Consider the following 20353-nt stretch of genomic DNA (forward strand, 5'->3'; position numbering starts at 1 on the left):
GATAGTGGCTACACAGAGCCGCTTTTTAGGAAAACCACCATGTCTATGTTTCGCAAAATCGCCGCAACAGGTCTTATCTCCCTGACCCTCGCAGTTGGCTCCATCGCAACGCCCGCACTGGCTCACGGTGGAGGCGGAGGTCACGGAGGCGGAGGCCACGAGGGAGGGGGGCACATGGGAGGGGAGCACATGGGAGGATTCAGTATGGGCCATTTCGACAGGGAAGGAAACCGCGGTGCGTTTTTTGCCCACGACCGCTTCGATGGACGGTTTAGGGATCGCGGGCCGTTCTTCCTGGGCAGCAACGACGACTATGATCGCTGCTATTGGCAATGGGACGCCGAGCGCCCCGGGCGCCCGGTCAGGACCGAGGTATGCTACTAGTGGACGCGAAACGTAAGGTCCTTCTGACCAGCCGATGACAGGCACGAAGCAAAACCAGCAGTCCACCGTGCTTGGCCTTCCAGCTCAAACCTTGCCGCAGCTTTCTTCCTACAATGCTGCGGCAACGGCGATCGGCGGAGTTTAGGACAAGTGTGTCCTGCGCCTCGAAGCGTGCGGCATCCCTTACAGGTTCGCAGTGACACCAATGTGTTCGTTCACGGCTCCCCGGACTCAATCCTTTTCTCTGGCGCGGTGCAACGACGGCCGTGCTTTTCAAGCGATATAAGGTCTAATCGATGTCAATGCGAAATAGCCTCAATCCCGGACATCATGTCGTCGATATCGACGGAATTCAGCAAAGCTTTCATGTCGCGGGCCAGGGGCCGGTCATGGTCGTTCACCCTGGCGGCCCAGGGATCCACTGGCAATATCTTCGCATGGGTTTTTTGGAGCGGCATTTTACCATGCTCTACCTTGAGCCGATCGGCACCGGTGGCTCGGGCCGGTTGGCGGAGCACCCCCATGGCTATACCGTCGAACGCTTCGCCAAACAGCTGGGCAGGTTCCTCGAAACACTCGATCTTTCGAACGTTGTGCTTCTTGGCCATTCCCACGGAGGATTCGTCATCCAGCAATATACGATCGAGCACCCGGATCGCGTATTAGCGATGATCCTGTATTCCTCGTCGGCGGTGACAGGGAGTGACTTCATGGCGGCGGCCGCAGACGGTGTGCGGAGTTTTGCTGATCGCCACCAGTTGGAGGGACGGGCAGTACTGCGAGCGTGGCAGTCGGTTCCGAAAATGTCGAGCGACGAACACTATACCGAGATCATGCGCGACCTGCTTCCCGCTTACTTTGCCGACGATGTTCACGAGAAGCTTGATCTTGGAGTATTCCGCTTGCGGATAAAGGCGACAATTCTGATCGGCAATAATGAGCCGTTTGACGTCCGCTCAAGACTTCAGGACCTTTCCGTACCGGCGCTTGTTCTGGTCGGAGCTCACGATTTCATATGCGGTCCGAAATGGGCAAGAACCCTGGGTGACAGCTGCTCGAATTCGGAGCTGGTGCACTTCTCCCAAAGCGGTCATTTCGCGCACTTGGAACAGCCGGAAGAATTCTTAAACGCCGTCCTCGCATTTTCTGAAGCTCACGGACYGACCCCGCGATGAAGTTGTGCCTGATCTGCTATGTCAGCGCGAGAAGATTCATTCAAAAGTAGCTCTCGGAGATTATAGACATCAGCATCCCGGTTGTTTTTCGGTTTGACGATGGATCTTGCTACAGTTCTTCTTCTTCACAAGTGCTCCTTCATAGTCGGCGCCATCTGCTGTTTCTACGTCAGGTGGCGCTCCAGAGAGCCAGGTCTCGATTTTCTGGCGATCGGCGACGGCCTTCTTGCCGTTGCATCCACGCTTGCCGGGATCGGAGAACAGGGCATACTGCCATATGAGATTTGGACTCTGGCAAGCTTTTCCATCGGTGTCACAGGTTATGCGTTGATGACGACGGGACTGATCCAGTTGAGCCGTCGCGGGCGAAAGCGTTCGGATTGCCTTCTGGTGGGTTTCTCCCTCATCTTTTCCGTCGTTGTTGGTTGGATGCATTGGTATGCGGATAACCAAACGCGCGCCGCAATATTCAATGCGAACACCGCGGCTTTCCTTGGCATCTCCTGTATTGTCATCTTACGGGATTTCTTCCTCGACCGCCTGCCGGCGAGATTGGGTCTGCTTGCATCACTCGCTGCTGCCATGGGCTTTTCGACGCTGGTCACTGTCGGAATGATCTTTCCGCAGTATGGGCCGGTCGAACCCCGCTATGCCTTTTTCATGCTCATCATTTGCCATTTCTCCGTCGCGCTTTTCGTGGTTGTCCTGGTCCAGGAACGCGCAGAAACTCAGCTCAGAAGTCTGGCAAATACCGACGCGCTGACGGGAATCCCAAACCGGCAGCACTTCCTGGCATCCCTTCCGAGCGAGCTCAGGGGAGGCGACGCTTTCATCATGATAGACATCGACCACTTCAAGAGTGTCAACGACCGCTACGGCCACGAAACTGGCGATGAGGTTCTTGTCGGTGTCGCACAAGCCATCGCCACAGCCGCTGGACGCAAGGTCACGCTTGGCCGTCTTGGTGGCGAGGAGTTTGCGCTGTTTCTGCGTGATCAAACCGAAGAAACTGCTGTTGCCAAGGCGGATCAAATCCGCAGGACGGTCAATGCCTCGGCATTCGCATCTGGCGCGGAGACTATAGTGCCGAGTGTGAGCGCGGGCGTTGCCGTTTGGAGAGGCGATTGCAATGCACAGAAGCTGCGGGATCAGGCAGACCAGGCACTCTACCTTGCGAAGCGAGGCGGCCGTGACCGAGTTGAGCTATATGCAGATCCACAAAGCATGGAAGAACGCCCCTCAAGCGCGACGGCAACGACCGCAACCCAGCATTCGAGCGGATCCGAACATCCCCTGGGGGAGCTTGCCGCTTAGCAGCAATTATCAGGTAGCCGGCTCTGTTGGCGTCGCTCCCATATCCCTGCCCAGCCATCTCACCTGCAGTGGCTGTTCGCCTCTTGCAAACTCCTCCTCACGAAAGGAGGGGGAGGCGGTTGTTTTTCGGAGGTGGGCCAAGCTTGGACCGCTCCAACCGGTGTGGCCGGGCCCATTCGCGCCGCGCTTCCCCGGAAAGCACGAGACCATGACCCAAGCGGTCCGGCGCGTAGGCGAAGCCGTCGCGGATCTCGATCGGCGTCTCGACCAGGTGGTCAAAGTTCTGGAAGGAATATTCCAGCCATTCGACCTCCGGCAGTGCGACAGCCATGTGCACACCGATCTCCAGGAAAGTATTGCCGAGGCTGACCGGCACGCCCAGTTCGGCGGCCAGCCAGCCGATCCGCATGACGTCCGTCACCTGGCCGTGAACGTTCAGAATGTCGGTGCCGTGATGGTCGAGCAGGATCCTCTTGCCGGACAGGTCGAGATATTCCCCGCTGTTGATCTGTGTCCAGTTGACGGCGTGACGCAGGGTTTGCAAACCCTCGAAATCGTGGCGCAGAATGGGATCCTCCACCCAAAGGAGATCGTGCCCTGCATCGCGTATTGCCGTCAGCTTGACCAGGGCCTCCTTGGAGCTCCAGGCTTCGTTCGGATCGATCATGATCTGCGATCCCTCCGGCACGACCTTCTTCAAGAGTTCGAGGCGACGAAGGTCGCGGGCAAAATCGGGATGACCAACCTTAATCTTGAAGGCCGTGTAGCCGATGCTTGCAGCATGCGCGAACAGCGCGCTGAAGGCGTCGTCGCTCAGGTGGAAATCAAGGCCGCTCGCATATGCGCGGACGCGGTTGCGTCGGCTTCCGAGAAGACGGTGCAAGGGCATGCCCGCCTGCTTGGCGCCGAGATCCCAGAGAGCCACCTGCAGCGCTTCGTGGAACGGCAGGGAGTAGGCGCGCTGGTTGCCGCCGCGCGGCCTGTTCACGCGATGAACCAGTCCGATCGCCTTTTCTCCCTTGATTGTCGGCCAGACCTCGCTCTCAAAAACGGCCTCGATCTCCGCCTGATCCGGCAGAGGATAAAAAAGCGTCTGGATGAATCCGAGCCCCACCTCGCCTGTGTCCGAGATCAGTTCGAGTGCTGCGACGTTGGTCTCGTCGGCGCGAACCTGGCTGTCGCCGATTACGCGGTCGCGGGCAAACTGAAATCGGGTTATACGGAAGTGGGAGAGAGACATCGCAGCGCTCACTGATCGTTTAAAATGTTGATCTGATCGATCAGAAAGGTGATATCGGACCTATGAAGAAACTGCAAGAGCCAGATGTCGCGAAGTCGGCGATCGGGGATGCCGCAGCAATGCGCCTCAGCGACATAGCCTATGAGCGCATCCTGGAAAGCCTGTTCGAAAGGAAGGTGCCTGTGGGTGCCTTCATCTCGCAGAACGAGCTGTCGGCAATTGTTGATGTTCCCGTGGCACCCTTGCGCGACGCGCTGCGGGTGCTGGAAGCGGAGGGCATTCTGACCATCCATCCTCGCTCGGGCATCCAGTTCGTCCGCCCGGGCATGGAACTGACGCGCTCCACCTATCAGTTCCGCTCGATCGTCGAGCGTGCGGCTATTCGGGTGTTTGCCGAGGAGGGCGACGAGCACCTGATGAATGCCCTGGAAGTCAGGCATTCAAGGCTTATTCGCCAGCTTGAGCGCAACGGCATAGGGCCGGAACAGCTTCTGGAGACGGACGCGCTTGAATTGGAGTTGCACGGCGAGATCATCAAGGCCCTGCGCAATCCGCTGATCGACAGTGCCTACAGGCGCATGCACAACTATCTGCGTCTTCTGCGGCTCGAGCGAAAGGTCACGACGCCGATCCTTGTGCGCACGTTGAAGGAGCACCTCGATATCCTCGAAGCATGCAGCACGAGGGACGCGGATGCTGCCGAAAGGGCCCTGATCGCGCACTTCCAGGCTGCCGTACAACGCAATCTCGGTCTTGTCTGAGCGTTTCTGCATTCGCTGTCTTCGAGCGAGCGTGTTGCGGGATTTCCAAAACGATGATATTGCCGTCTGATCGATCAGAGTGATGGTCTGATATCTCGGGAGGAGATGGTAGTGCAACTAAGCAAGCGTGAATTCCTGATAGCCTCGGCAGCTCTGAGCCTGGCGGCCAGCCTTCGCAGCGCCAACGCCGCCACCGCCATCAACTACTGGCACCATTTCGCCAGCCAGTCGGAGATGGCCGGACTCGCAAAGATCATCCAGCTTTTCGCGGCAGCAAATTTGGATGTGACGGTGACCCAGGAGGGCATCCCCAACTCCGAATATATGGCGAAGGTTTCGTCGGCGGTCGTTGCCGGAGGGCGCCCCGACACCGGCATGGTGATCGCCGAGCGTTTTGCTGACCTCACGGCGATGGGAGCGTTGGTTGACATCAGCGCGCGCGTCAACAATTGGGCCGGCAAGGCGAACCTGCCCGACAACCGCTGGACGGGAATGTCGCAGGATGGTGCTATCTACGCAGTTCCAGCCTACGCCTTTGTCGACTGGATGTACTACAGAAAGGACTATTTCGAGGAAGCTGGGCTTTCCGCTCCTCCCAAGACCTTCGAGGAATTCCTGGTCGCTTGCCGAAAGCTGACCGATCCCTCCAAGAACCGCTATGCATTCGGGATGCGCGGCGGCGCCGGGGCTTTCAAATACGTCATCGACGTGATGGAAGCGTTCGGCTCGCCGCTCGTCAAGGATGGCCAGGCCGCCATCGACAAGCCGGCCGCCATCGAGGCGATCACCTTCTACGCCGATCTCTTCCGCAAGGAGAAAGTGGTTCCGCCCAGCGCGCCGAACGATAGCTACCGGCAGATCATGGAGGGCTTCAGGACCGGTCAGACGGCGATGGTCTGGCACCATACCGGTTCGCTCATCGAGATCTCTGCAGCACTCAAACAAGGCGAGCAGTTTTCCACCGCACCGATGCCTGCGGGTCCGAAGGCGCATATTGCCCGCGTCGCCTACGCAGGCAACGGGATATTCAAGGAAGACAATGTCGAAGCCGCGTGGAAGTGGATCAGCTTCTGGGGCGAGACCGATGCGGCCATCGCGCTTCTTGAGGCAACGGGATATTTCCCGGCCTCCACGGCAGCGTTGAAGGACGAGCGCATCACGGGCAACCCGATCTACAACGCGGCAACGCAGACACTGGAGTTCGGGCGCCTGCCCAACAGTTTCGTCGGCGCCGCCGGTTGGTCGGAGAATGTCGTCAATCCGACCTTCCAGGCAGTCCTCACCGGTCAGTTGACGCCGGAGCAGGCCGTGGACCGTATCATCGAAGGCCTCGAAGCCGCCCTTCGCTAACCTCGTTCAGGCGCGATGTCCCACAAGGGGCGCGCGCCTTAATCAAGGACGGCGCATCGCCGACATCCAATGACATCAGCCTCATACCGCCAACCGCTTCGCCGCCTTGGCGAACTCTCGGAAACACGCTCCTGGGTCTATCTTCTCCTGTTGCCGAGCCTCCTTCTGCTACTCCTCGTCGTCGCTTATCCGACGATCTATGGCTTCGTCATCAGTGCGCGGGAAATGCGCCTCACCCGGCCCGGCCTCAACGGCTGGGTGGGGATGAAGCACTATGTGGCGATGATGTCCGATCGCGTGTTCTGGATCTCGTTGAAGAACACTGCGATATGGGTGATGGCGGCGATCGCCGTCGAGATGACGCTCGGCTTCATCGCTGCCGTTGCGCTGAACCGAAATCTGCCGGGGACGAAGATCTTCGGCGTTTTGATCCTGCTGCCCTATTTCCTTCCGAATGTCGTGGCCGGACACATGTGGGCCCTGCTTCTCGACCCGCGACTTGGTGTCATCAATGACATCCTCGTCCGGATAGGCGTGCTCAATACCTACAAGGCATGGTTTGCCGACCCGAGTACCGCGCTTGCGGCCACGATCCTTGTCGAAGCCTGGCACGGTTTTCCGTTCTTTGCTCTGCTGTTTCTCGCTGGTCTTAAGGGGATTCCCGAGGACCTTTACAAGGCTGCTGCGGTAGACGGTGCCGGATCCTTTACGAAATTCCGGTTGATCACGGTGCCGATGCTGAAAACGGTGATTGCCGCTGCAGTCATCCTGCGTGTCATCAGCCTTGTCAATTCTCCCGATCTTCTATTGGTCCTGACCGGCGGCGGCCCCGGAAACGCGACGCAAGTGCTGTCACTCTATGCTTTTCAGACCGCTCATCGGGATTTCAATTTTGGCTATGCCGGCGCTCTGTCGGTCGTGATGTTCCTGATCCTGATGATCTTTGCGACGATCTACATCCGCCTGTCACGCATAACGAAAGAATGATCCATGTTTCGAACCAAACACAGCAGGCGTTTGGCAGCCGATGTTCTCACCTACATCGTCCTGTGTGCGCTCGGGACCTTCTGCCTTGGTCCGATCCTCTGGATGTTCCTGACCTCACTGAAGGCAGAGACGGACATCGTCACCTCGCAGATGCAGTATATTCCCCAGCACGTGACATTTCAGAACTATGTGGCGATCTGGACGCAGTCCAACTTTCCGGTATTGATCACCAATAGTCTGATCGTAACGATCGTCACCGTCGCCATCTGCGTCGTTGCCGGCACGCTGGCCGCTTATGCGTTTGCACGGATGACATTCCGCGGCCGCAACAGCCTCATGCTGGGCTACCTGCTGATCCGCATGTTTCCTGCCGTGATGATGATCATCCCGCTCTATGTGATGATGAAAACCGTGGGGCTGGTGGACAGCCGTTTCGGCCTAGCGCTTGCCTATACCAGCTTCCTGCTGCCGCTCTTCGTGTGGATGCTCAAGGGCTTCCTGGACGCCGCACCAAAGGAGCTGGAAAGCGCTGCGCGCATCGACGGGTCGACGCGTCTCGGCGCCATGGTCCGCATTGTCTTGCCGCTAGCGCGGAATGGTCTCCTCGCCAGTTCCGTCTTCATCGCCATCGCCGCCTGGAACGAGTTCATTTTCGCCCTCATGCTGACCACCGGGCAGGGGTCACGCACGTGGCCCGTCGGGCTCCAGCTGATGGTCGGTGAATTCCAGCTTCCCTGGGGCGTTCTGGCCGCCGGAGGCATCCTCAGCATCCTGCCCGTCATGCTTCTTTTTGCAATCGTCCAACGGGCGATGGTCCAGGGGCTTACTGCCGGTGCGATCAAGGGTTGAAGGGACAATATCGAATGGCTACGCTCTCACTCAAAAACATCCGAAAGTCCTACGGCGCGCTTGAAGTTCTTCACGGGATAGACGTCGAGCTGGAGGACGGCGGTTTCCTTGTTCTGCTTGGACCATCCGGCTGCGGCAAGTCGACCTTGCTCAACATTATCGCTGGGCTCGACGATTCCTCCAGCGGCGATATCGCCATCGGCGGTCGCTCGGTATCGGCTCTGCCGCCGAAAGACCGCAATATCGCGATGGTCTTCCAGTCCTACGCGCTCTACCCGACGATGTCGGTCGAACGTAACATCGGTTTTGGTCTGGAGATGCGTGGTGTGCCTGCGGATCAGCGGCGCGAAGCCGTGGCGCAAGCGGCCGACATGCTGCAGGTCACGCATCTCCTCGATCGCAAACCGGCAAACCTGTCCGGCGGGCAGCGCCAGCGCGTGGCAATGGGCCGCGCAATCGTCCGGAATCCGGACCTGTTTCTGTTCGACGAGCCGCTTTCCAATCTTGATGCCAAGCTCAGGGTCGAGATGCGCACCGAGATCAAGAGGCTCCACGAGCGTCTCGGGACCAGTATCGTCTACGTGACGCACGACCAGATCGAAGCCATGACACTCGCCACCAAAGTGGCGGTCATGAAAGGCGGCCACCTTCAGCAGCTGGCCGATCCGCGAACCGTCTACGAGCGCCCCGCCAACATGTTCGTCGCCGGTTTCATTGGCTCACCGGCCATGAATTTCCTCCACGGGCGCGTGGTCGGAAGCGAGGGTGGCTGGCAGTTCAGGGCGGAAGGCGTAGCGCTGGAACTTGGATCCGGCAACGGTGAATTGACCGAGCGGGACCTGATTCTCGGTGTTCGTCCGGAGGAGTTCAAGGTTGTGCAGGGACATGGCCCCTTCAATGGCGTCATCGATGTGGTCGAGCCGACGGGACCAGATACGATCCTGACGACTGTCATCGGCCGTCAAACCGTTATCGCCCGGGTGGAACCACGTTTTGCCGGGAGAAGGGGAGAGCCTGTTGCCTTTGCTGTGGACCCATCGAGTGTCAGTCTCTTCGATGCAGAGACGCAGCTGAGGCTATAGTGCAGACGTAGATTGGCCTCCTGTCGCGTCGCAGCATGGAGGCGAATGTCATCATTGACGGACAGTTTGGATTATTACGCCTTCTTCGCGAGACGTTGCCCGTTGAAAGTTTCAGAAAAGAACGAGCGACAGCAAAGACAAAATCAGTGCCGGAAACATGACGACAGTTCCGAGCTTCAGAAACTGCCACGCGCTGACGTGCAGTCCCTCGCGGCGAAGGACAGACAACCACAATATTGTCGCCAAGGATCCGGTGACGGAAAGATTGGGGCCGAGATCGACTGCGATCAGCACCGCTCCGGCGATCTTGTCTGAGACATGCGCCGCCTGCACCGCGCTTCCCGCAACCAGGCCTGCTGGAAGATTGTTAACAAGGTTGCAGATAATCGCAACAAGCACGCCTGCAATGCCGGCCGCCTGTGTTTCCGATGTTGCAGCGAGCAGGGCCAGTTGGTCTGAGAGCATGGTCGTCAGGCCGGTGCGATCCAGGGCTTCCACGACGACGAACAAGCCAGCGACCAGAGGCAGGACGCTCCAACTGACGCCCTTGAAGGTCTCGATTGGACTTTGCCGGGTCAGCGCCAGGACGAGCACCGAGGTAATCGTGCCGGCGAGAAAGGTCGGCATACCCAAATCAATATGCATCGCCGATGCGGCGATAAGAATGATGGCCGTCAGGACAATTCCCCACCCGGCCAGCCGAGCGCTCGCCGAAAGGATCGGCCTGGCCACATTTTCGGCAACGCTGTCCGAAGCAAGAGCCCGGCGCTGGGTCCAGTAAAGGCAGCCAAATGTAACCACGATCGAAACGATCGACGGAAGCATGAAAGTCGACATCCAGCGCGCCAGGGGCGGCATCTCGCCGCCAGCAAAGATTACCAGATTGGCGGGATTGGAGATGGGGAGGACAAAGCTCGCCGCATTGGCGATGAAGGCGCAAGTCAGGAGGTAGGGCATTGGGTCCCGAACCCGGGCAGCCCGGCAGGCAGCGAAGACGGCTGGGGTGAGAACAACGGCCGTCGCATCATTTGAGAGAAAGACCGTCACGATAACGCCAACCACATAGACAAGTAGGAACAGGCGTCTGGGGGAGCCGCTGGAGTGCGCTGTGGCGATCGCTGCAATCCAGTCGAACAGGCCTTCCCGACGAGCGAGTTCCGATAAAAGCATCATCCCGATCAGAAAGAGATATACGTCGCCGCCTTTCGAGATCCCCGCGATGACATCGTGTGGTCCAATCAGGCGAAAGGCGAAGAGCAACAAGGCGCCAAATATGGCCCACACCGCTTCCGGCCATCGGAATGGACGAACGACCACACCCATGGCGGTCAAGCCGGCAATGCTCCAGGTAATGGCGTGTTCTGTCATTCAGTCGCTGTTTTCGGTTGGCAGGCCGGCTTTTATCAGCCGACACGGCAGGCGCAAGAGAATTATCTCGGGGACGTTTGCCCGGGCCAATCGGAAGCACCAAGCGAGAAGGCCGATTTTCAGTTGCGCCAGGCCGCTGGCCGCAGACTGGTGTTAGCTCCCGCAGGATCGGCACAATACAAGGCTTTTGGTGTGGTTGGATCGGTCAAAACGCTAGGCGTCAAAGGCGCTCTTGACCGAAACCACCTGATCCTGATCAAGATTAGTCCTTGGACATCACCGGGCATATGCAATCGTCTTGCCGAGGATTCGGCCGATAGCCGTTTCCGGCAGACCAAGATCGCGAACGCTACTCATATGGTTTAAGCCTTCGAGCCTTTCGCGGGTGACCGACAGTCCTTGCTGTCGCAAGCGCAATGAGAAGGCGTCCGCCTGCTGATGAAACGGCGGCGTTTCTTCAGCGCCGATCGCGATAGTGGCATGACAGCCCTCGTCATAGGAATGCAGCATCGGCGAAAAGTCGGCAACCTCTCTATCGGTGATGGCTATCTCTGAACGCAGAAACGATGACTGCAGGGGCTTCAAGTCGTAAAGACCGCCAAGCAGGAGAGCCGCCGACACGCCCGAGAAAGCCTCCTGTCGATGAAACAGGAAGCTCGCAAGATGCGCACCGGCGGAATGTCCGCTGACCGTAAAGCGCGATACGTCGCCGCGGTGGCTCGCGATATGTTTGAGCACCCATTGCTTGGCCCGCCGAACCTGGTCGACGAGTACCTCCATCCGGACATGCGGCATCAGGGCGTAATCAACAATGACGGCGATTGCCCCTGCGCCGGTAATGGTGTCGGCGACATAGGAGTAGTCGCGCTTGGAAAACATCCGCCAGTAGCCGCCGTGGATGAACATGTGCACCGGCAGCCCGTCACGCGTACCTTCCGGGTAGAAGATGTCCAGGGTTTCGCTTGCATCGTCTCCGTAGGAGATTTCCTTCATGCGTAGCCTTGCGCGGGTTGAAGCACTCCTTGCCTTGATCTCCGACACGATGGCGTCGAATTCCGGCACGTGTCCCCGTATGCGGAACGGATCGGTCTCCAAAGATTTCCCCCCTGGCGTGTCAGAAGCTCGTTGCGATATATTTGGCTTCCATGAATTCGGCGATGCCGTGATGCTGCCCGCCCTCACGGCCGAGACCACTCTGCTTGACGCCGCCAAAGGGCGCCGCCGGATCGGAAACCAGACCCCGGTTGAGCGCGATCATACCCGCTTCCAAAGCGGAGGAAACGCGCAGCCCCCGCGCGATGTCGCGCGTGAAGACGTAAGCGGCAAGGCCGTATTCGGTGTCGTTGGCACGTCCTATCACCTCGTCCTCGGTCTCGAACCTGTAAAGAGGCGCAACCGGTCCGAAGATTTCCTCATGCGCCATCTCGACGCCATCAGGCATGTCGACAAGAACTGTCGGCGGGTAAAAATAACCCGGCCCAGCAGAGACCTCGCCACCACACATGGCCCGCGCGCCCTTTTCCTTTGCGTCGCCGACCAGGCGATCAATCTTCCCCACAGCCTTTGGCGTGATCATCGGCCCGCATTCTGTCAGGGCGTCGACGCCCGGACCAACGGTGAGAGCTGCCATTCTTTTGGTCAACCCTTCAGCGAAGGCCGCGTAGATTCCTGACTGGACGTAGAGGCGGTTTGCGGCGGTGCAGGCCTCGCCGGCATTGCGCATCTTGGCGACCATCGCGCCGTCGAGCGCTGCCTCCAGATCGGCGTCATCAAAAACGATGAACGGAGCGTTGCCGCCGAGCTCCATGGAACATGAGACGACATGCTTGGCCGCTTCTGCGAGAAGCAGGCGACCGACACCTGTCGAGCCCGTAAACGAAAGTTTTCTAACGCGTGGATCCGTCAAAATGGCGGCACTGAATGGAGCAGGGGCGCTTGTCGTCAGAACGTTGACGACGCCTGGTGGTACGCCGGCCTCTTCATAGATCGAGGCCAGCGCGTAGGCCGTCAGTGGCGTCTCGCTTGCTGGCTTCAGGATTACGGTACAGCCAGCGGCGAGGGCCGGGGCGATCTTTCGCGTAGCCATCGCAGCCGGGAAGTTCCAAGGGGTGATCAGCAGGCAGATGCCGATCGGCTGGTAGTCGACAATGATCCGGTTGGCACCCGACGGAGCGACGCCGAATTCTCCCGTTATGCGGACGGCCTCTTCGGCGTTCCAGCGAAAGAACTCGGCGGCATAGGCGACCTCGCCGCGGGCGTCGCGCAGCGCCTTGCCGTTCTCGAGTGAGATCAAGGCAGCAAGCATTTCGGAACGCTCGATCATCAGCTCGAAACAGCGTCGCAAAATCTCCGAGCGCTTGCGCGGTGGTGTCGATCGCCAGGCCGGCGCAGCCTGGGCCGCGGCCTCGACGCTTGCCCGTGCATCCTCGACGGTCGCGTCCGCCACTGCCGCAAGAAGCGCCCCGGTCGAGGGGTCGATCACATCGATCTTGCGCCCGCTTTTCGGCTGCCGCCAGCTCCCATCAATATAGAGGCCGCGGGCCGCAGCCTCGATGTCTGGCAGGTGGCTGTCGGCCTGTGGCACTTGCTGGGCAATGGTCATTTTGTTCCTCGAATTTCTAAAGGGCGGAGGCGGCAAGATCGCCGTCATAGGCGGCACGAACGAGACGTTTCATGGCGTCGATGTCGAAGGGGCGCGGGTTGTTCTTGATCAATCTGTCGATGCTGAGCGCCTGTTCGGCGGTCCAGTCGAGCTTGTCGGCGGAAAGCCCGAGATCGGCGAGCGTCGGCGTGATGCCGATGGCCTGAAAGAGCCTGCGGATCTCCTCAATGGCTGCGTCTGCCATCTCCTGCTTCGTCTTGCCGGTTGGATCCAGACCCAGCGCTTGCCCGATCTCAGCCATTTCGGTCATCGAGGCGGAGCGGTTGTAGTTCATGACATAGGGCATCATCGTTGCGACGCCGAGCCCATGGGCCGTATGGGTCAATGCGCCTGCGGGATACTGGATGGCGTGCGCTGCTGCCGTGCCGGCCGTGCCGAATGCACAGCCGGCAGCCAACGCACCCATCATGACGTCAGCGCGCGCATCTTCGTTCGATCCCTCCTTGCAAGCCGCCTCCAAGCTGCGTCCCAAGAGTTTGATGGCGAGAAGCGCGAAATGATCAGTAAGTAAACTCTTACCAATGAAGACGTGATTCTGTGGCAGCGACGGGTCGGTGCCGCGTCGAGCGGCCGTGAATGCCTCGATTGCATGGGTCAGTGCGTCTGCGCCTGCGACAGCGGTCAGGCCCGGCGGGCAGGACATCGTCAGGTCAGGATCGCAGATGGCCGCTGCGGCGATGAGATATGGGCTCGATATGCCGACCTTCAACGTCCGGTCCGGGTCGGAGATGACGGCAACCGGCGTCACCTCGGAGCCGGTCCCCGCCGTAGTCGGGATGGCGATGATCGGGATTGTCGGACCGGGAACCTTGAACTCACCGTAATAGTCGGCGAGACTTCCGCCGTGGCTCAGCAGAAGGGCGGCGCATTTTGCCATGTCGAGGCAACTCCCTCCGCCTATCCCGATCACCATGTCGGGCGCGAAGCTTCGAGCCTCTTCAACGCATGAGGCAACAGTGTCGCGCGGGACATCCGGCAAGACCCGGTCGTAGACCAATGTCTCGATCGATGCTGCGTTCAGCGCGGCGACGAGTTCGGCGAATGTGGACGTTCCTGCGAGGCGCTCATCCGTGCAGATCAGTGCCCTTCGACCAAGCCTGGTGGCGACTGCCGGCAGCGCAAAACGTTGGCCTTTGCCGAACAGGATTTCTTTCGGAAGCCTGATGGCGGCGAAGAGGGTCATTGTGCTGGTCCTTTCACCAGTTGTGGGATGAAGAAAGACCGTGAGGAAGTGTCGCAAAATTGGCGCGCGATTTCTGTCGCACCCACCCAAATGACCCTCATGAAACCTCCGATATAAAATCCTATAGGATATGGGATTGCATATCGCCGAGCATCGTGTTAGCGATTGTTCCTGTCAAGAGGCAAAAGAAATACAGGGCCGGAATACGATGATGCTCAATGCCACGCCTGATCCGAGTGGTTTCATCCAGCGCAGCAACAGTCTCGCGGACAGCGTCTACGAGGTGATTTTTGCGCAGTTAATGTCCTTGAAGATCGCTCCAGGTGCGCGCATCACCGTCGATAATCTCGTCAAGGAGTTCAACGTCTCCCAGACCCCGATCCGCGAAGCGCTCGGCCGCCTCGAGGGAGAGGGGCTTGTCGTCAAGACGCATCTCATCGGTTACAGCGCTGCCCCGCAGATCACCCATCGGCGCTTCGACGAGCTTTACCATCTGCGGCTGCTTCTCGAACCTGATGGTGCGGTAAGGGCAGCAAGGGCGATGGACGATGAGAAGCTTGCCATCCTGCGGGAGGCGGCCGGTGTCATGGGGCGCCGGGAAGGAGGCGATGAACGGCTACGCTATTCGACCTTCGCGCGGCAAGACGCCCTTTTCCATGACAGGATCATGGAATTTGCCGGCAACGAGCTCATTCGCCAAACCCTTAGCCACCAGCACACGCATTTTCACATCTTTCGACTGATGTTCCATTCCCGCGTCACCGAAGAGGCCTTGGACGAGCACGAGGCACTTCTCGCCGCCTTCGCTGCAGGCGACCAGTCGGCCGCCGAAAAGGCAATGAGAACCCATCTCGAACATTCGCGGGACCGGCTCGTGCCGGCCTTCGATTAAGGGGCGGGTAATGTCGAACGTCATGACCATCGAGAGGAGAGGGAGGAGCGTGGTGGCCGAGACAGAAGACCTCGCCTCTCGTCCGGTCCTTCGTGCAGAGGGCATGTCGAAGCAATACGGATCCGTCACCGTACTCTCGGAGGTCACGCTCGATATCTTCCCCGGTGAGATCCATGCCATCATCGGCGAGAATGGCGCCGGCAAGTCGACATTCATGCGGCTCCTCTCCGGTTATGCCGAACCCACTGCCGGAACGCTGTCGATGGGCAGCCGCAAGGTCGGTTTCTCGAAGCCGGAGCAGGCCCAGGAGGCGGGTATCGTTCTGGTGCACCAGGAGATCCTACTTGCCGATGCCCTGACCGTTGCCGAAAATCTTTTCCTCGGCCGGGAACTGATGCGCCATGGCTTGGTCGATGATCGGACGATGCGGCGTCTGGCCGTCGAAAAGCTTCACGACCTCGGCTGCCACGTGTCGCCGAATGCTCTGGTGCGCGACATCTCGCTTGCAGATCGCCAGCTCGTGCAGATCGCGCGCGCACTTCTCGACGACTACAAGCTTGTCATTTTCGATGAGCCCACCGCAGTCCTGACGGGTGAGGAGGTCGAGCGGCTGCTCGCAATCATCCTGCAGCTGAAGGAACAGGGTGCGGCGGTGCTCTACATCAGCCACCGCCTGGATGAGGTCCAGCGGCTTGCCGACAAGGTGACGGTGCTCAGAGACGGCAAGATGGTCGGCACATATCCCGGCCATAGCCTGACGCAGATGGACATGGCGCGGCTGATGGTCGGGCGCGATCTCGCCGCACTTTATCCTGAGAAGACCGTAAAGCCGGCTTTACAGGCGATGCTTGAAGTCCGGGACCTTAGCGTTCCTGGCTTTGCAAGCGACATCTCGTTTACCGCCCACAAAGGCGAAGTCCTCGGATTTGCTGGCATGATCGGTGCTGGCCGCACCGAAGTGTTCGAGGGCATCATGGGCCTGCGTCCCGCCACGGGAACCGTAAAATTGCAGGGCAAGGCGATCGACATCAGGCGCCCCCGGGCGGCGATGGATGCCGGCATCGGTTACCTGACTGAAGACCGCAAGGGTAAGGGGCTGCTGCTGCAAGAGCGGCTCGCGCCGAACCTCACGCTGTCCGCCCTCAGCAGGTTTCATCCCGGCCTTCTGATGCACCGCCGCCGCGAGCGGGGCGCGCTTGTCGAGGCCGTCAGCGCCTACGACATCCGCCTGAAAAGTTACGCGCTCAAGGCGGGCCAGCTTTCCGGCGGCAACCAGCAGAAGCTTCTGCTTGCCAAGGTGCTTCTCACCGACCCATCGGTCGTGGTCATCGACGAGCCGACGCGCGGGATCGACATCGCCAATAAGGCCCAGATCTATGCCTTCATCGAGCGCCTCGTCGCAGAGGGCAGGACTTGCATCGTCATCTCGTCCGAAATGCAGGAACTGATCGGGATCTGCGACAGGATTCTTGTGATGCGGGAGGGGCGCATCACAGGAGAGGTGACGAGCGACAGAATGACGGAACATGAGATTGCGCTTCTTGCCACCAGCGAAACGACGCTTGTGGCGAAGCAGGGAGGAAGGCAATGACTGTGATTACGGGTTCGACGCCGGTTCGGCCGGAACGGGAATGGAACATCGGCTGGTCGGATGTCGGTCCTTTCCTTGCGCTTCTGGCGCTGCTGGTGATCGGTTTTTCGATCAACTCGGATTTTCTCTCTGCGACCAATCTCGGCAATGTGATCACGCGAAGCGCTTTCATTGCCATCATCGCAGTCGGTGCCACCTTCGTTATCTCRTCCGGCGGACTGGATCTGTCCGTCGGTTCGATGGCCGCATTCATCACCGGCATAACCATCATGTTCATGAATAGGATGGCTCCCGACTGGGGTGTCCTGGCAATTCCCGCGGGCATGGCGGTCGCGCTCGTCGTCGGGCTCATCTGCGGGCTGATGAACGGGGTCATCGTTACGGTCGGAAAGATCGAGCCCTTCATCGCAACGCTCGGCACTATGGGGATCTTCCGGGCCCTCATCACCTATATGTCAGACGGCGGAACGATCCCGATCGATCGCAGTCTCCGTGACGCCTATCGGCCCGTCTATTTCGGGACCCTCGGCGGTATTCCTTTTCCGATCCTCATCTCGATTGCCGTCGCCGCCATCGCATCCTTCATCCTCTACAAGATGAAATATGGCCGGAAATGCGCCGCCGTTGGTGCGAACGAGGACGTTGCTCGCTATTCAGGCATTTCTATCATCAAGACGCGCACGATCGCCTATGCGATCCAGGGCGCTTGCGTTGCGATCGCCGCGATCTGCTACGTGCCGCGCCTGGGTGCGGCAACGCCGACCACTGGCGTGCTGTGGGAATTGCAGGTCATCACTGCGGTCGTCATCGGCGGAACCGCCCTGCGGGGTGGCAAGGGCCATGTCTGGGGCACGGTCGCCGGAGCGGTCATCCTCGAACTCATTGCCAACCTCATGGTGCTCTCGGATTTTGTGTCCGAATATCTCGTCGCCGGCGTTCAGGGCGTCATCATCATCATCGCCATGCTCATACAGAGGTTCTCGAAGTAACCGCGTCCGGACCGCGCGGATTGATGTTTGTGGTCCGATTCTGGGAGGAATGAATGTCTAGTAAATGGATTGCGGCCTTGGCCGTCAGTACGGTGCTGCTTGCCAGCCAGGCCCTTTCGGCAGACAAAAAGGTCGTCGCAGTGTCGATCCCGGCAGCCGACCATGGCTGGACGGCGGGCATCGTCTATCACGCGCAGGCCGCCGCCAAGGAAATCAATGCCGCCTTTCCGAATGTCGAGGTCGTCGTGAAGACCTCGCCCTCGGCAACGGCGCAGGTGAGCGCGCTTGAAGATCTCTCCGCAGGACGCAAGCTCGATGCGCTGGTCATCCTGCCCTATTCGTCGGAAGAACTGACGACGCCGGTCAAGGCGGTCAAGGATGCAGGCACCTTCATCACCGTCGTGGACCGTGGCCTGAACGATCAGTCCATCCAGGACCTCTATCTTGCCGGCGACAACATCGCGGTCGGCCGCAATACGGCGAAGTTCATGATCGACAAGCTGGGCGGCAAAGGCAACCTCGTCGTTTTGCGCGGCATTCCGACCGTCATCGACGATGAACGCATACAGGGCTTCCAGGACGCCATCAAGGGAACCGATTTCAAGGTTCTGGACATCCAGTACGCGAACTGGAACAGTGACGACGCCTTCAAGCTGATGCAGGACTATCTCGCAAAATACCCGCAGATCGACGCTGTCTGGGCAAATGACGATGATATGCTTCTTGGCGTGCTCGAGGCCGTCAAGGAATCGGGCCGCAAGGACATCAAGCTCGCCCTCGGCGGCAATGGTATGAAGGACATCGTCAAAAAGGTCATCGACGGCGATCAGATGACGCCGGTCGAAACACCCTATCCGCCATCGATGATTAAGACCGCCATCTACATGACCGTTGCCAATATTGTCGGCCAGGCGCCGGTGCGAGGCACTGTCAAGCTGGATGCGCCGCTGATCACGCAGGAGAACGCCAAGGAATATTACTTCCCCGACTCTCCGTTCTGACAATACCTGAAACCGGGGCGGCCGCAGCCGCCGCCCCATTGCATGAAGAAGAGGAGCAAATCATGCCTGGTAAGAAGATACTGATGCTGACCGGTGAGTTCACCGAGGAATATGAAATCTACGTCTATCAGCAGGCGATGGAGGCGGTCGGCCATACGGTCCACGTGATCTGCCCCGACAAGAAGGCTGGCGACCTGATCAAGACCTCGCTCCACGATTTCGAAGGCGATCAGACCTATACGGAGAAGCTCGGGCACTTCTTCACGATCAACAAGACCTTCTCGGAGGCCGAGGCGCAGCTCGACCAGTATCATGCAGTCTATTGCGCAGGCGGTCGCGGCCCCGAATACATCCGGACCGACAAACGCGTCCAGGCAATCGTGCGTCATTTCCACGAGAAGCAGAAGCCGATCTTTACGATTTGCCACGGCGTCCAGATTCTGATTGCCGTCGATGGCGTGGTTCGCGGCAAGAAGGTGGGTGCCTTGGGGGCTTGCGAGCCGGAAGTCACGCTTGCAGGGGGTACCTATATCGATCTGTCGCCGACGGAAGCCTATGTCGATGGCACCATGGTCTCGGCGAAGGGATGGACTGCACTTGCGGCATTCATCCGCGAATGCCTGAAGGTGCTGGGCACCGAAATCCGCCACAGTGACGATATCGCCAAGGCTGCCTGAGCCTTCTCTCTTGCTAAAGCTTGTTTCCTTGGTCTGATGATCAGGCAATCCTCGCAGGACGCGGGGGTTGCCTTTCCGGGGACGGTCCTTGCCTGCCCTCGGGAGGCAGATGCATGCGCAGCATCATTTGCGGGCAGCAATCATGGCGGCGCCGAGAGCGCCCGCCGCAATCCGCCGGCGCTCGCTTCAATCCAAACTATAAATCCCATCTAGAAGATTCTGGGCGAGTGGTCGCGATGTCGATCCACGGTTTGAGCAATCCGAGCGACTTCCCTCATGATCCGAGGGTGGGATCCAAAGATAAGATCCTTCCGTTCTTGCTCGCACGCTCCAGGCGATCGGCGCCCTCGGAGCCGCGTGCGATCATCGCCATCGCAATATGCCGCGCCTCTTCGGCGAAGCCACCAAGGATCGCATTGGCGAGCGCGAGATGGATCGTCGGGTTTGGATCGTAGATCAAATCGTGCTCGTCGAGCGCAAGGTCCGCGGTAAAGAGCGTCCGCAGCATGATTTCCAGCGAGCGCCCGATCCCCTGCAGCAGGCTGTTGTGACTGGCCCGCAAGATGGCAAGGTGAAAAGCTATATCCTGCTCGATTGCCGCGATGGACGGCAAATCCTGCATCGATCTGGCCATAGAGAGGAGGGTCTGCCGTTCCTCGATGGTCGCGTTTCGAGCAGCCATTGCGGCTGCGCCGGGCTCGATCATTTCGCGCAGTTGCGCGACTTCGCGGCGGAAGGATGCGTGCGATTTCCGGTCTTTTAGCCTCCAGCGGATGATGTCGGCGTCCAGGCCGTTCCAGTCCTCGGTCGTGGCGACGCGCGATCCGTAACGGCGGGCGGTCCTGATC

Annotated in this window: 19 protein-coding genes; 13 read left to right on the forward strand and 6 right to left on the reverse strand. The window is 59.4% G+C overall.

From position 1 onward, the window contains the following. Window positions 1-204 precede the first annotated feature (204 nt). The 3 genes from AC1DTN_RS32160 (at window position 205) to AC1DTN_RS32170 (ending at window position 2873) form a co-directional block, all read left to right on the forward strand. The gene (locus AC1DTN_RS32160) at window positions 205-384 is read left to right on the forward strand and encodes a hypothetical protein (protein ID WP_477924186.1); all 180 of its coding nucleotides are present in this window, start codon (window positions 205-207) and stop codon (window positions 382-384) included. Between the two features lie 296 nt (window positions 385-680). Beyond that, window positions 681-1559, forward strand: coding sequence for an alpha/beta fold hydrolase (locus tag AC1DTN_RS32165; protein WP_477924188.1), 879 nt, complete (start codon window positions 681-683; stop codon window positions 1557-1559). Between the two features lie 330 nt (window positions 1560-1889). Continuing rightward, window positions 1890-2873: a GGDEF domain-containing protein gene (locus AC1DTN_RS32170; RefSeq protein ID WP_477924191.1), complete on the forward strand. Its 984-nt coding sequence runs from the start codon at window positions 1890-1892 to the stop codon at window positions 2871-2873. A gap of 97 nt (window positions 2874-2970) precedes the next feature. On the opposite strand, the gene AC1DTN_RS32175 is transcribed toward AC1DTN_RS32170, so the two are convergent. Continuing rightward, window positions 2971-4113 carry a mandelate racemase/muconate lactonizing enzyme family protein gene (locus AC1DTN_RS32175; RefSeq protein WP_477924193.1) on the reverse strand — a complete coding sequence of 381 codons (1143 nt, stop codon included), beginning with the start codon at window positions 4111-4113 and terminating at the stop codon, window positions 2971-2973. 62 nt (window positions 4114-4175) lie between these two features. On the opposite strand from AC1DTN_RS32175, the gene AC1DTN_RS32180 reads away from it, so the two are divergent. From AC1DTN_RS32180 to AC1DTN_RS32200, 5 genes are all read left to right on the forward strand, one after another. Next, window positions 4176-4874 carry a GntR family transcriptional regulator gene (locus AC1DTN_RS32180; protein WP_113324374.1) on the forward strand — a complete coding sequence of 233 codons (699 nt, stop codon included), beginning with the start codon at window positions 4176-4178 and terminating at the stop codon, window positions 4872-4874. Window positions 4875-4979: 105 nt separating this feature from the next. After that, entirely contained in the window at window positions 4980-6224 is a 1245-nt protein-coding gene (locus tag AC1DTN_RS32185) for an ABC transporter substrate-binding protein (protein ID WP_477924195.1), read from the forward strand. A gap of 69 nt (window positions 6225-6293) precedes the next feature. Further along, a complete protein-coding gene (locus AC1DTN_RS32190) occupies window positions 6294-7211 on the forward strand; it encodes a carbohydrate ABC transporter permease (RefSeq protein WP_442206612.1) in 918 nt (305 codons plus the stop codon). Between the two features lie 3 nt (window positions 7212-7214). Next, complete coding sequence (locus tag AC1DTN_RS32195) at window positions 7215-8060, forward strand: carbohydrate ABC transporter permease (protein WP_113324376.1); 846 nt, start codon at window positions 7215-7217, stop codon at window positions 8058-8060. Window positions 8061-8074: 14 nt separating this feature from the next. Next, window positions 8075-9142, forward strand: coding sequence for an ABC transporter ATP-binding protein (locus AC1DTN_RS32200; protein WP_477924199.1), 1068 nt, complete (start codon window positions 8075-8077; stop codon window positions 9140-9142). A 111-nt stretch (window positions 9143-9253) separates the two neighbouring features. On the opposite strand, the gene AC1DTN_RS32205 is transcribed toward AC1DTN_RS32200, so the two are convergent. The 4 genes from AC1DTN_RS32205 to AC1DTN_RS32220 form a co-directional block, all read right to left on the reverse strand. Continuing rightward, the gene (locus tag AC1DTN_RS32205; protein WP_442206614.1) at window positions 9254-10510 is read right to left on the reverse strand and encodes an arsenic transporter; all 1257 of its coding nucleotides are present in this window, start codon (window positions 10508-10510) and stop codon (window positions 9254-9256) included. 276 nt (window positions 10511-10786) lie between these two features. Then, a complete protein-coding gene (locus AC1DTN_RS32210) occupies window positions 10787-11605 on the reverse strand; it encodes an alpha/beta hydrolase (RefSeq protein ID WP_477924201.1) in 819 nt (272 codons plus the stop codon). A 19-nt stretch (window positions 11606-11624) separates the two neighbouring features. Beyond that, a complete protein-coding gene (locus AC1DTN_RS32215; protein ID WP_477924203.1) occupies window positions 11625-13112 on the reverse strand; it encodes an NAD-dependent succinate-semialdehyde dehydrogenase in 1488 nt (495 codons plus the stop codon). A 16-nt stretch (window positions 13113-13128) separates the two neighbouring features. Beyond that, a complete protein-coding gene (locus AC1DTN_RS32220; protein ID WP_442206617.1) occupies window positions 13129-14355 on the reverse strand; it encodes an iron-containing alcohol dehydrogenase in 1227 nt (408 codons plus the stop codon). A gap of 211 nt (window positions 14356-14566) precedes the next feature. Between AC1DTN_RS32220 and AC1DTN_RS32225 the strand changes: the two genes are divergently transcribed. The 5 genes from AC1DTN_RS32225 to AC1DTN_RS32245 all read left to right on the forward strand — a co-directional run bounded on the left by AC1DTN_RS32225 (window position 14567) and on the right by AC1DTN_RS32245 (window position 19505). After that, window positions 14567-15247: a GntR family transcriptional regulator gene (locus AC1DTN_RS32225; protein WP_477924205.1), complete on the forward strand. Its 681-nt coding sequence runs from the start codon at window positions 14567-14569 to the stop codon at window positions 15245-15247. A 22-nt stretch (window positions 15248-15269) separates the two neighbouring features. Next, a complete protein-coding gene (locus tag AC1DTN_RS32230) occupies window positions 15270-16838 on the forward strand; it encodes a sugar ABC transporter ATP-binding protein (RefSeq protein ID WP_162748091.1) in 1569 nt (522 codons plus the stop codon). Beyond that, the gene (locus tag AC1DTN_RS32235) at window positions 16835-17827 is read left to right on the forward strand and encodes an ABC transporter permease (RefSeq protein ID WP_439018268.1); all 993 of its coding nucleotides are present in this window, start codon (window positions 16835-16837) and stop codon (window positions 17825-17827) included. The genes AC1DTN_RS32230 and AC1DTN_RS32235 overlap by 4 nt, the downstream gene beginning before the upstream one ends. A gap of 53 nt (window positions 17828-17880) precedes the next feature. Further along, window positions 17881-18828, forward strand: a complete 948-nt coding sequence (locus AC1DTN_RS32240) for a substrate-binding domain-containing protein (protein ID WP_477924207.1) — start codon at window positions 17881-17883, stop codon at window positions 18826-18828. Window positions 18829-18890: 62 nt separating this feature from the next. Then, a complete protein-coding gene (locus AC1DTN_RS32245) occupies window positions 18891-19505 on the forward strand; it encodes a DJ-1/PfpI family protein (protein WP_112972442.1) in 615 nt (204 codons plus the stop codon). Between the two features lie 274 nt (window positions 19506-19779). Here AC1DTN_RS32245 and AC1DTN_RS32250 read toward each other — a convergent pair. Further along, on the reverse strand, window positions 19780-20353 hold a 574-nt coding region (locus AC1DTN_RS32250), incomplete at its 5' end, for a FadR/GntR family transcriptional regulator (RefSeq protein ID WP_477924209.1).

The organism is Rhizobium sp. 01T444 (assembly GCF_056398305.1).